Source organism: Rhodococcus sp. KBW08, assembly GCF_003852455.1.
Taxonomy (GTDB): Bacteria; Actinomycetota; Actinomycetes; order Mycobacteriales; family Mycobacteriaceae; genus Rhodococcus_F; species Rhodococcus_F baikonurensis.
This window is the reverse complement of the sequence record NZ_QAJJ01000016.1, coordinates 248,011-260,391: the sequence shown is the minus strand read 5'-3', so window position 1 is coordinate 260,391 and position 12,381 is coordinate 248,011. Positions and strand designations below refer to the sequence as shown.

Genomic DNA, 12,381 nt, shown 5'->3' with positions numbered 1-12,381 from the left:
ATCAGGCCCGTTTCTTCCTCGGCGTGGTCGACTTCGAGGAGCCGGCCTTGGAGGCGTTCGACTTCGCTTCGTCCACACTGCGTTGCAGTGCGGCAACCAGGTCGACCACCTCTGCATCGGTACCCTCCTGGTCGACTTCGGCGGCAGGGATGACCTTCTTGCCGCCGTTCTCGATCATCTCGTCGAGCAACTGCCGCAATTGGAGTTGGTAGTCGTCGGTGAACTCGGTCGGATCGAAATCGCCGGCCATGCTCTCGACGAGCGTCTGCGCCATCTTCAGTTCCTTGGCCTTCGGCTTCTCCACGTCGTCGAGCGAAGGGAACTCTGCTGCGCGAACTTCGTCGGGCCAGAGCAACGTCTGGATCACGAGGACGCCGTCGCGAGCGCGCATCGCGGCCAGACGCGTCTTCTGTCGCAGAGTGAAATGCACCAGTGCCGTTCGATCACTCTCGGTGAGCACAGTCGAGAGCAGGACGTACGCCTTCGGCGACGCCGAATCGGGTTCGAGGAAGTAACTCTTCTCGAACAAGATCGGATCGATCTGATCGTTCGGCACGAATTCCAGCACCGGAATCTCGTGCTTCTCCGCGGCCGGGAGTTTGTTGAAGTCCTCGTCGCTCAAGATGACGCGCGATCCGTCTTCCGAGTCGTACGCCTTGTCGATGTCCGCGAACTGAACCGTGTTTCCGCACTCGGAACACACACGGTTGTACTTGATGCGGCCACCGTCTTTTGCATGGACCTGGTGAAATCGGATGTCGTGGTCCTCGGTCGCCGAGTACACCTTGACCGGAACGTTGACCAGACCGAAGGCTATCGAGCCTTTCCAAATCGAGCGCATGTCTCCCATGATGGTCGCCCCCAGCCGATTGCGCGAGGCAAACGCTCACGGTTGATCCCGAACCGTTGCGTGTGGACGGGTCGGTTCGGGGCGTATCGAGCGGGTATCCGCTCCGAGAACCCGACTCGCACACCTGGGGGCACGCTCCGATGAGAATCCGAACCTACCGTCGACGCGTCACCGCGGCGCTGGCGATTTCACTGGTTCCGTTGCTGTTGGCTCCTTGGCACGCTGCCGCAGATCCGGCCCGTACTGTCCGGATCACCGTTCATTCGGAAGCGATGGACCGCGACATACCACTCGAGGTGATCCTCCCCGCCGACACCAGTGCGCCACGCCCGACGCTGTATCTGCTCAACGGCGCCGGTGGCGGCGAGGACAGCGCAACGTGGGAAGGGCGGACCGATGTCCTGGACTTCTTCGCCGACAAGGACGTCAACGTCGTGACGCCGTTGGAAGGTGCGTTCAGCTACTACACGGACTGGCAGAAGGACGATCCCGTACTCGGGCGCAACAAGTGGCAGACGTTCCTCACTCGCGAACTGCCGCCGGTGATCGATGCGCAGTTCGGGACCGACGGGGTCAACTCCATCGCGGCGATCTCGATGACCGCCACCTCCGTTCTCAACCTCGCGATTTCGGCGCCGGGCCTCTACCGCAGTGTCGGGGCGTACAGCGGGTGCGCGGAGACCTCCACCCAGCCGGGTCAGGACTACGTCCGACTGGTGGTCGGCGCGCGGGGCGGCGCTGATCCGACAAATATGTGGGGACCGTTCGACGGTCCGGGATGGCGCGAGAACGATCCCGTCGTGAACGCGGAGAAACTGAGGGGGACTGAACTGTACGTCTCCACCGGCTCCGGGCTGCCAGGCCCACACGACAACCTTCAGGCGCCCGATGTGAACGGAAATCCCGGAGCGCTTCTGAATCAGATCATCGTCGGCGGCATCATCGAATCCGCGGTCAACGGGTGCACGCACGGATTAGCAGACCGACTGAACGCTCTCGGCATCCCAGCGACCTTCGACTTCAAACCGGCCGGAACCCACTCGTGGGGTTACTGGCAGGACGACCTCCACAATTCCTGGCCGATGATCGCCAGTTCGATGGGAGTGCGGTAGCCGGTGCTCATTGCTCACCGCAGAAAGGGTGCGCGCATCAACGTCTTTCGAACATGCCACGGCGACGTCCGGAACAGGGTTGCCATCACCTTCGCGGTCGCAGCCGCGTCCCGCCGATCGGAGAGGTAGGATCGCTGAGCCTCGACCGGTAGATCGAAGAACCTGTCGAAGAATGTCGCGACCTCAGCCGGGTCGAGGGTGAGAAGTGCATTCAGGCCAACGCGGCGAAGAGCCGCCACTCCCTTGGCCGAGCGGGGCCAGAGCGCCGCCTCCGGATCCCCACCGTCGGCGATTGCTTCAGCGACCGCGTCCGCCTCGGCGAGTGAGGTAGCAACGCTGTATCCGGTTCCCGGATGCATCAGACCGCCTCGCCCGCCGAAACGGAGGACACCGCCGGGGGACGAGTCCTTCGGGCCTTCGACTGCGAAACGGACTCGCTCGACCGGCGCGTCGTCGGGGACTTCGCAGCCTCGATTGTGAAGTCGGGTGCGCAGACGTGCTTCGAGTTCGCGCAACCCCAACGCCGGCCGGCCGACGAGGCAGGTCTCCTCGAGGAGGACTCGTTCGTCGTCGAGTGGGACTGCATAGAGAAACGACGGAGTGTCGGCGTCGGAGGTGCCGTTGTCTCTTCGCCAGTCCATGAACCAGGCTTCGCCGCCGCCCAGAATCGGAGCTGTCAGGGCGCGGTCGACGATCACTCCGAAGGCGGTCTGCTGCGCGGTTGTCACCGTGAGGTCGGTGCCTCGAGCGTCGACGACGACGGAACCCGTCAGCTGGGTTCCGTCGGTGCAGACAACGCTGTTGGGGGACAGTGTTCTGGCAGTCAAGGCTCTGAACTGTGCGGATGTATCCGTGAGAAATAATTGCAGTGATGATGTATTCAATACGTAATATGCGCGATCAAGCATTTTCTGCTCCTCTGCCCACACGCTCGGACGTTGGATTCGGCTCGCGATCGCCTCGTCCGGCAGCCACGACGGCAGTTCGTCCGCCCACGCCGAATACGTCGGAGTCCACACCCGACGAGGATGCTGATCGACGATGACGACCGTGAGTTGCCGGGCGATACAGCGGGTCGCGAGCGCCCGCCCCGCCGGTCCTCCGCCGACGATCACCACATCGGCGGAGGAGTTGTCTGTGCTCATGATCGGCGCACTACATCGATCCCGTCGCGAGTAGGCCGCCGTCGACGCGCACGGTTTCGCCCGTGATCCATGCCGCCGCGTCGGAGACCAGGAAGCCGACCAGACCGGCGACGTCTTCGGGGGTGCCCAGTCGCTTCATCGGGTAGCCCGCCGACGCCTTGTCCTCGCCTGCAGCGACCAGGGCTGCCGCGAACTGCGTCTTGACGATCCCGGGAGCTACGGCATTGACACGAATCTTCGGTCCCAGTTGCCAGGCCAGTTCTTCCGTCAACCGGATGAGCGCAGCTTTCGACGCTCCGTACGCCGCGATGACGCCCGTCGATCGGATCCCGGCCACACTGGCCAGGTTCACGACGGCCCCACCGTGTTCTCCCATCCATGCCCGATGCGCTTGCTGGACGTAGCCCAGGGCGGCAACCACGTTCACGTCGAAGATCTTGCGTACGGCGTCGAGGTCCGCCTCCATGAGCGAACCGAAGACCGGATTGATGCCGGTGTTGTTGACCAGAATGTCGAGTGAACCGAACTCGGCGACAGCACGGTCGACGGCACTGGAGCGTGCTTCGGCATCGGCGGCGTTCCCCGCGAATGCGACGACCTTTCCGCCGTGCCCCAGAGCGGACAGTTCGGTTGCAGCGGCCTCGAGAGGCTCCGGCTTGCGCGCGGTGATCAAGACGTCGGCGCCGCGAGCGAGGAGCTCGGCGGCGACAGCTTTGCCGATTCCGCGACTTGCACCGGTGACGATGGCGGCGCGGCCTTCGAGGTCGCGAGGACGAGTGCTGTTTTCGCTAGTCATGTCCCGAACGTTAGCGGACTCACACGCTGCTGGTCGGAACGACCGTCAGGTCACGGTAAAATCGATAGTTCTTGTGTCTGTAGTCAGGCATTGTTTACCCGTATTCGTCGTTTTTCCTGAGGAGTTTGCTTGATTACCGCCACTGACCTCGAAGTTCGTGCCGGTGTCCGCACCCTTCTCACAGCTCCCGGGCCTTCGCTGCGTATCCAGCCGGGCGACCGGATCGGTCTCGTCGGACGTAACGGAGCCGGAAAGACGACCACACTGCGCATCCTCGCCGGTGAAGGTGAGGCATACGCGGGAAGCGTCGTACGCACCGGTGAACTCGGATACCTCCCGCAGGACCCCAAGGAGGGCGACCTGAGCGTCCTCGCCAAGGACCGGGTTCTCTCCGCACGCGGCCTCGACACGATGCTCCGCGAGATGGAGAAGCAGCAGATTCTGATGGGCGAGGTGCTCGATCAGGAATCGCAGGACCGCGCGGTCAAGAAGTACGGCCAGCTCGAAGATCGATTCTCGGCCCTCGGCGGATACGAAGCCGAAAGCGAAGCCGCACGTATCACCAGCAGCCTCGGCCTCGAAGACCGTATTCTCGGGCAGCCGCTCAGCACGCTGTCCGGCGGTCAGCGGCGTCGTGTCGAACTGGCGCGAATCCTCTTTGCCGCCTCCGACGGCAGCGGTGCCCGCTCGGACACGACTCTGCTTCTCGACGAGCCCACCAACCACCTCGACGCCGACTCCATCACCTGGCTGCGTGGATTCCTCCAGAACCACGAGGGTGGACTGGTGGTCATCAGCCACGACGTCGACCTGCTCAACGACGTCGTCAACCGGGTGTGGTTCCTCGATGCCGTCCGCGGTGAGGCCGACGTCTACAACATGAACTGGAAGAAGTACCTCGACGCCCGCGCCACGGACGAGCAGCGCCGTCGCCGTGAGCGCGCCAATGCCGAGAAGAAGGCCGGCGCGCTGCGCATTCAGGCAGCGAAGATGGGCGCGAAGGCAACCAAGGCCGTCGCGGCTCAGAACATGGCCAAGCGAGCCGACAAATTGATGGCCAACCTCGATGCCGAACGTGTCTCGGACAAGGTTGCGCGGATTCGTTTCCCCGAACCCGCCGCTTGTGGCAAGACGCCGCTGATGGGCAAGAACCTCACCAAGGTGTACGGCTCGCTCGAGATCTTCACCGGCGTCGATCTTGCGATCGACCGCGGTTCTCGTGTGGTCATCCTCGGACTCAACGGTGCAGGCAAGACCACGCTGCTCCGCATCCTCGCGGGTGCGGAGAAGGCGGACGCGGGTGAACTGATCGCCGGTCACGGACTCAAGGTCGGCTACTTCGCTCAGGAGCACGACACCCTCGACGACGACGCGTCCGTGTGGGAGAACATCCGCCACGCCGCCCCGGATACGGGGGAGCAGGAACTGCGGTCGCTGCTCGGTGCCTTCATGTTCACCGGCCCGCAGCTCGAACAGCCGGCCGGAACGCTCTCGGGTGGTGAGAAGACACGTCTGGCCCTGGCCGGTCTGGTGTCGTCCGCTGCCAACGTTCTGCTTCTCGACGAGCCCACCAACAACCTGGACCCGATCTCACGCGAGCAGGTGCTCGACGCGCTCCGCAGCTACACCGGCGCCGTCGTCCTGGTCACTCACGACCCGGGCGCTGCCGAGGCACTGAACCCCGAGCGCGTCATCCTCCTGCCCGACGGCAACGAGGACCACTGGTCGCAGGAGTACCTCGAGCTGATCCAGCTCGCCTGACCCCCTGTGAGTGGTTAGGGAGTCCCCGCACTCCTCAACCACTCACAGGGGCGAAGCCCCTCAATCTCTCCGCCGCACCGATTCCTCGACCAGATCGAGAACAGCTGACAGGTTGTCGACACCGTGGCCGGAGGCGATTCTCGCGACCAGGCCGTCCATCACCAGATCGAGATACCCGATCAGGATTTCGGTGGGAACGTCGTCACGGAGTCGACCTGCCGATTTCTGTCGGGCGAGACGCGCACTGGTCGCTTCCGTCAGTTCTACAGAGCGCTGTGACCACTTCTCGCGGAAATCGGCGTCGTTGCGCAGTCGACGCGCTATCTCCAGTCGCGTTCCCAGCCAGTCGAATTGATCGGGCTGCGCGAGCATGTCCCGCATGACCTGGACGAGGCCCTCTTCGGCGACGACATCTGCCATCCGGCTCGCATCCTCGCTTGCGAGAGCGAGAAACAGGCCGTCCTTGTCCTTGAAGTGATGAAAGATCGCTCCTCGGGACAAGCCGGTGACTTCTTCGAGACGGCGAACTGTGGCGCCGTCGTAGCCGTATTCCGCAAAGCAGCGGCGGGCGCCGTCAAGGATCTGACTGCGCCGTGCCGCGAGATGGTCTTCACTGACCTTGGGCACGTTGTTGTCCTCGTCTCGCGCTTTCTTTGTGCTCCGAACGCACGTGGCGGACTCAGCACCTCGCTGAGTCCGCCACGTGGGTTAGAACAGGGCTCGGTTGACTAGCCCCGGATCATGTTGCGAAGCACGTACTGCAGGATGCCACCGTTGCGGTAGTAATCCGCTTCGCCGGGGGTATCGATGCGTACGACTGCGTCGAACACGACCTTCTCGCCGTTCTCGCGCGTCGCCGTGACCTTCATGGTCTTCGGGGTGACGCCCTCGTTGAGCTTCTCGACACCTTCGATGTCGAAGGTCTCGGTGCCGTCGAGCTTGAGCGAACCTGCGGACTCGCCGACCGGGAACTGCAGCGGGACAACGCCCATGCCGATGAGGTTGGAGCGGTGGATGCGCTCGAACGACTCGGTGATGACGGCCTTGACGCCGAGCAGGCTGGTGCCCTTGGCTGCCCAGTCACGCGAGGATCCGGAGCCGTACTCCTTGCCGCCCAGGACGACCAGCGGGATGCCGGCAGCCTGGTAGTTCTGCGACGCGTCGTAGATGAATGCCTGCGGTGCGCCTTCCTGCGTGAAGTCGCGGGTGTATCCACCGGAGACGTCGTCGAGGAGCTGGTTGCGCAGACGGATGTTCGCGAACGTTCCGCGAATCATGACCTCGTGGTTACCGCGACGCGATCCGAGCGAGTTGTAATCCGCACGCTCGACGCCGTGGGAGTCGAGGTACTGCGCAGCGGGGGTACCGACCTTGATCGGACCTGCCGGGCTGATGTGGTCGGTGGTGACCGAGTCGCCGAGCAGTGCGAGGACGCGAGCGCCCTTGATGTCCTTGACCGGAGCCGGATCCATCGTCATGCCGTCGAAGTACGGTGGCTTCCGCACGTAGGTGGAGTTCACGTCCCACTCGAAGGTGTCACCCTTCGGGGTTTCGAGGTTCTGCCAGCGGCTGTCGCCCGCAAAGATGGTTGCGTACGACTTGCGGAACATGTCCTGGTCGATCGAGGACTTGATCGTCTCTTCGATTTCCTGCGTGGACGGCCAGATGTCCTTGAGGTAGACGGGGTTTCCGTCGGTGTCGTTACCGAGCGAATCGGTCTCGAAGTCGAAGTCCATGGTTCCGGCGAGGCCGTAGGCAATCACGAGCGGCGGGGAAGCCAAGTAGTTCATCTTGACGTCGGGGGAGATGCGTCCCTCGAAGTTACGGTTACCCGAGAGCACCGCGGTGACCGAGAGGTCGTTGTCGTTGATGGCCTTCGAGACTGCCTCGGGCAGCGGTCCGGTGTTACCGATGCACGTGGTGCAGCCGTAACCGCCGAGGTAGTAGCCGAGCTTCTCGAGGTACGGCCACAGGCCGGCCTTCTCGTAGTAGTCGGTGACGACCTGCGAACCGGGAGCCATGTTGGTCTTGACCCACGGCTTGGTGGCGAGGCCCTTTTCGACGGCGTTGCGTGCGAGCAGTGCTGCACCGAGCATGACCGACGGGTTGGACGTGTTGGTGCAGGAGGTGATACCTGCAACAACGACGGCGCCGTGGTCGAGAACGAACTCACCGGCGTCGGACTTGACGACGACCGGCTTGCTCGGACGGCCTTCTGCACCGTTGGCAGCGGAGAGAACGTCGACCGCTCCGTCGTCGGCAAACGACAGAACCGCGGGATCGGAAGCCGGGAAGGATTCCTCGACTGCCTCGTCGAGCTGGGTGTGCTCGGTCGGGTAGTTCTCTTCCACGTAGTTGTGGATGTCCTTGCGGAACGCAGTCTTGGACTCCGACAACAGGATTCGGTCCTGCGGGCGCTTCGGGCCGGCGATCGAGGGAACAACGGTTCCCAGATCCAGCTCGATGTACTCCGAGAAGACAGGCTCCTTGTCGGGGTTGTGCCACAAGCCCTGTTCCTTGGCGTACGCCTCGACGAGAGCGAGCTGCTCGTCGCTGCGGCCGGTGAGGCGCAGGTATTCGATGGTCTCGGCGTCGATCGGGAAGATCGCTGCGGTGGAACCGAATTCGGGGCTCATGTTGCCCAGCGTCGCGCGGTTCGCGAGCGGAACCTCGGCAACACCGTTGCCGTAGAACTCGACGAACTTGCCGACGACGCCGTGCTTGCGAAGCATCTCGGTGGCGGTGAGCACGACGTCGGTTGCGGTGACGCCGGGCTTGATCTCACCGGAGAGCTTGAAGCCGACAACGCGGGGGATCAGCATGGAGACGGGCTGGCCGAGCATTGCTGCCTCGGCCTCGATGCCGCCGACGCCCCAGCCGAGCACGCCGAGGCCGTTGACCATCGTGGTGTGCGAGTCGGTGCCGACACAGGTGTCGGGGTATGCCTGTCCGTTACGGGACATGACGGTGGGCGCCAGGTACTCGATGTTGACCTGGTGAACGATGCCCATTCCCGGGGGGACGACCTTGAAGTCGTCGAATGCGCCCTGGCCCCAACGGAGGAACTGGTAACGCTCGCCGTTGCGCTCGTATTCGAGGTCGACGTTGCGCTCGAGTGCGTCGGCCTGGCCGAAGACGTCGAGGATGACCGAGTGGTCGATGACCATGTCGGCGGGGGAGAGCGGGTTGACCTTGTTCGGGTCGCCTCCGAGGGTGGTGACGGCCTCACGCATGGTGGCGAGGTCGACGATGCAAGGAACGCCGGTGAAGTCCTGCATGATCACGCGGGCAGGCGTGAACTGGATTTCGATGCTCGGCTCGGCCGAGGGATCCCAGCTTGCGATTGCGCGGATGTGATCCGCGGTGATGTTGGCACCGTCTTCGGTGCGGAGAAGGTTCTCGGCGAGAACCTTCAAGGAATAGGGCAATTTCTCGGTGCCGGGGACGGCCGAGAGGCGGAAGATCTCGTAAGAGTTCTCACCGACCTCGAGGGTTCCCTTGGCTCCGAATGAATCGATACTGGTGCTCACGTCTGCTCCACTCGTCTATGAGGGTCGCTACCGACGGGGCTGTGTCGGCAGCTGAAGCGAGGTACTTCGGCCGGGAAGATCCTCCGTAGCTCACGCCAATCGCACAGTTCGCGTGAGAACTGTCCGAACATCGGAGCTGCAGTAGAACCCGTCCTGACCGGTGGTACCTCTTGGTCCAAGTCTAACAGTACGCTTGTCCTGTGAGAATTCAGGGCAAGTTGACCGAAACAATCTTCATGCAGACCGGGGGCCTGCGCAACGCAGGCTTGGCTGGGTGACCGCACCCACAGCTACCGCTCGGGCGGCACGCGCGGCGGTTGTGTGTGACGCCTGGTGGCAGTCGACCTGAAGTAGGGTGCATGCAGGCCCGTCGCGGGTCGGCCGCCGAAAAACGACCTCGGAAGAACTCCCCGCATCTCAGCGGTGGACGGAATCCGAACAGCACCCGGATGAGAGATGTCTGCTCCTACCAATCACGCTTTTGCGCCTGTGCACGTGAAGTCCCCGTTGCACGTCGCCGTTCCGTCGGACGTCGATCTCGATGACGTGCTCGCGGACATTTCGACGGACGGTGTCTCCGCCCCAGAGTCCGATGTATCGGGGCTGACTGCGGTGGTGACCGACGCTCGTGAACGTGGTGTCGACTTGAGCGTCGTGGTCGTCGACGCGAATCCGGGCCGGCCGTCCGATCTTCGCGATCTGGCCACGACAGTCGGCAAAACAGAAGGCGGCACGGTTCTCGTTCTGAGCCCTGACTGGATGGGTAGCTACAGCGACTCGATCAGTCGCGTACAGCTCGAAACTGCACAGGACCGATCTTTCGGCGAAAGCGCGAGCGTGACCGCGGACCGCTTCTCGCACGAGATCGTGGCGCCAGGTCCGCCGTGGACGCTGTACACGGTCCTTGTCATCGCAGTGGTGGCGGTTATTGCCGGGATCACATTTGCCGTGAAGTGGCGGCGCGGACCGGAAAATACGCAAACCAGACATACCGCGTCAACGTCAGAGACCGCGACATCGTCCGACCACCGGGCCGATTCCGTCTGACCTTGGTCCTTTTGCGAGATTTTCAGTAACTCGTCGAAAACAGGTACTCACCGCTGTTTGCAGTGAGTACCTGCCCTTTTTGGTGTCTGCATGCCATTCGACCAGCTCAAATACCGTTTGTGTTATTTGTGGCTAAAGTTTCCAAAGAACGCTTGAGTGTCGTACGGTACAACTGGCACTTTTTGGGGAAGAAGTGTCGCAGACAGGCTGATGTTGTTCGACGCGTACTTGTCGGTTGCCTTGTTCCCGAGGTGTCGACAGTGGCGTTGCGACGGCACGCCCGGGTCGACGAGCAGCTCTCGGGCTGTGGGCGACCGGTGCTTGGTCTGCGCATTCCCTCCCCGCACGGATCGGCGACCCAGCGGGCCGTGGCGTTACACGCGAGGGAGAGTTATTTGTGAGGCAAGTAACACGTGGCGGCAAGTCCCGTCGTGGTCCTTCCCGTAAGTCGATGCGCCTGGCGCAACTGGTCATCGGGTTCGGCGTCGTCGGCTCCCTGATCGTCGGAACGCCGGCCATGTCCTCGGCCGTACCTCCACCGCCGCCGAATCCGAGTGACTCGGACATCGCTGCGGCCGATTCGCAGGTCTCGTCGAGCGTCGGCACCGTCAGCGCGCTCATCAACCAAGTCGCATCGGCCAACGAACAGTTGTCGGCACTCGACAACGAAGTCGCGATCAAGCGTGAAGACGTCAACAAGACGCTCGTGGATCTGCAGAACGCTCGCGGCGCCGCAGACACCGCGGCGCAGGCCGTCGGCGTCACCAAACAAGCTCTGAAGGACGCCTCGGCGCAGATCGAGGTCGCTCAGACGGACTTCGACAAGTACGCACGCTCGAGCTACGTCAAGGGCACCAACACCGCGTCCATCTCGTCATTCCTCGACGCCAAGGGCCCGGGCGACGTTCTCGATCGTGCACAGGTCCTCAAACTGCTCGCCAACACGCAGAGCGCAGTGCTCGACGGTCTTCAGCGAGCCCGTACCGAGCAGGCGAACAAGGACTCCGCGACCCGCCAAGCGAAGCAGCAGGCCGACGCCGCCGCCGAGGTAGCCGCCCAGCTGAAGGATCTGGCCGAGCAGGCGATTCAGATCGCGCGCAACGCCCTCGATCAGCAGGTAGCCAAGAAGGCCGCGATCGAAGCCGAGCGCAACTCCGCTCAGGCCCAGCTCGACGCCGCCCGAAACGCAGTCGCCGGCTTGCAGGGCCAACGCCAGGCGTACGCGACGTGGGACGAACAGCGTCGCGCCGAGGAAGCTCACCAGAAGGCTCTCGAAGCCGCCGCCAAGGAAGCTGCCGCACAAGCGGCCGCCCGCGCAGCAGCCGACCAGGCAGCCAAGGATCGAGCTGCGGCACTGGCAGCGGCTCAGCGCCCGCACACCGCAGTCGAAGACCCGACTCCGACCGTCATCCCGGACGACGACGACACCTGGACGGACGAGGAGACCGGGACCGACGAAGAAACCGGCACGGACGAAGAGACCGGCACCGAAGAGGAAACGGTCACCACACCCAAGCCCACCACTCCCAAGCCGACGACACCGAAGCCCAGTACGCCGAAGCCTTCCGTCACCGGAAGCGCTGCAATCGAATCCGTCATCGATCGTGGAATGTCTCAGCTCGGCGTGCAGTACGCCTGGGGCGGCGGCGACGAGAACGGGCCGACGCGAGGCATCCGTGACGGCGGCGTCGCAGACAGTTACGGCGATTTCAACAAGGTCGGTTTCGACTGCTCGGGGCTGATGATCTACGCCTTTGCCGGTATCGGCATCTCGCTGCCGCACTACACCGGCTATCAGTACACCGCGGGCACACAGGTTCCGTCGTCGGAGATGAAACGCGGCGACATGATCTTCTACGGTCCCAATGCCAGCCAACACGTTGCGCTCTACCTCGGTAACGGGCAGATGCTCGAGGCGCCGCAGTCCGGTTCGAGTGTCATGGTCTCGCCGGTTCGCTGGGGCGGAATGACGCCGTACGCCGTCCGACTGGTGTCCTGATCGCTGCGTCGTCAGAACAACGATGCCGGCATTGACGGGAGAAGTATCAAGTTCCCGACGTGGTGTTACGGCATCGAGCGCAACTACCTGGAATAGTTGACGGGGAACACGTTACTGTCGGTACTTTTCTAGGTGAAAGCG

The 12,381-nt window shown here is 63.3% G+C and carries 9 protein-coding genes; 4 read left to right on the top strand and 5 right to left on the bottom strand.

Going from position 1 to position 12,381, the window contains the following annotated elements:
- Position 1 precedes the first annotated feature (1 nt).
- Positions 2 to 850, bottom strand: coding sequence for a Ku protein (locus tag DBV08_RS20070; protein ID WP_095970171.1), 849 nt, complete (start codon positions 848 to 850; stop codon positions 2 to 4).
- Positions 851 to 990: 140 nt separating this feature from the next.
- Here DBV08_RS20070 and DBV08_RS20065 point away from each other — a divergent pair, with 140 nt between their 5' ends.
- Positions 991 to 1,962, top strand: a complete 972-nt coding sequence (locus DBV08_RS20065) for an alpha/beta hydrolase family protein (protein WP_124568614.1) — start codon at positions 991 to 993, stop codon at positions 1,960 to 1,962.
- Positions 1,963 to 1,976: 14 nt separating this feature from the next.
- On the opposite strand, the gene DBV08_RS20060 is transcribed toward DBV08_RS20065, so the two are convergent.
- Both DBV08_RS20060 and DBV08_RS20055 read right to left on the bottom strand, forming a co-directional pair.
- A complete protein-coding gene (locus tag DBV08_RS20060) occupies positions 1,977 to 3,107 on the bottom strand; it encodes a lycopene cyclase family protein (RefSeq protein WP_124568613.1) in 1,131 nt (376 codons plus the stop codon).
- Between the two features lie 10 nt (positions 3,108 to 3,117).
- Positions 3,118 to 3,903, bottom strand: coding sequence for an SDR family oxidoreductase (locus DBV08_RS20055; protein ID WP_124568612.1), 786 nt, complete (start codon positions 3,901 to 3,903; stop codon positions 3,118 to 3,120).
- A 129-nt stretch (positions 3,904 to 4,032) separates the two neighbouring features.
- Here DBV08_RS20055 and DBV08_RS20050 point away from each other — a divergent pair, with 129 nt between their 5' ends.
- The gene (locus DBV08_RS20050) at positions 4,033 to 5,664 is read left to right on the top strand and encodes an ABC-F family ATP-binding cassette domain-containing protein (RefSeq protein ID WP_003944932.1); all 1,632 of its coding nucleotides are present in this window, start codon (positions 4,033 to 4,035) and stop codon (positions 5,662 to 5,664) included.
- A gap of 60 nt (positions 5,665 to 5,724) precedes the next feature.
- On the opposite strand, the gene DBV08_RS20045 is transcribed toward DBV08_RS20050, so the two are convergent.
- Positions 5,725 to 6,291, bottom strand: a complete 567-nt coding sequence (locus DBV08_RS20045) for a TetR/AcrR family transcriptional regulator (RefSeq protein ID WP_003944970.1) — start codon at positions 6,289 to 6,291, stop codon at positions 5,725 to 5,727.
- Between the two features lie 101 nt (positions 6,292 to 6,392).
- Positions 6,393 to 9,194: an aconitate hydratase AcnA gene (acnA, locus tag DBV08_RS20040; RefSeq protein ID WP_019748421.1), complete on the bottom strand. Its 2,802-nt coding sequence runs from the start codon at positions 9,192 to 9,194 to the stop codon at positions 6,393 to 6,395.
- 456 nt (positions 9,195 to 9,650) lie between these two features.
- Here acnA and DBV08_RS20035 point away from each other — a divergent pair, with 456 nt between their 5' ends.
- Together DBV08_RS20035 and DBV08_RS20030 are read left to right on the top strand one after the other, a co-directional pair.
- Positions 9,651 to 10,241: a DUF6676 family protein gene (locus tag DBV08_RS20035; protein WP_124568611.1), complete on the top strand. Its 591-nt coding sequence runs from the start codon at positions 9,651 to 9,653 to the stop codon at positions 10,239 to 10,241.
- 451 nt (positions 10,242 to 10,692) lie between these two features.
- Complete coding sequence (locus DBV08_RS20030; RefSeq protein WP_029255350.1) at positions 10,693 to 12,240, top strand: NlpC/P60 family protein; 1,548 nt, start codon at positions 10,693 to 10,695, stop codon at positions 12,238 to 12,240.
- Positions 12,241 to 12,381: the final 141 nt, after the last annotated feature.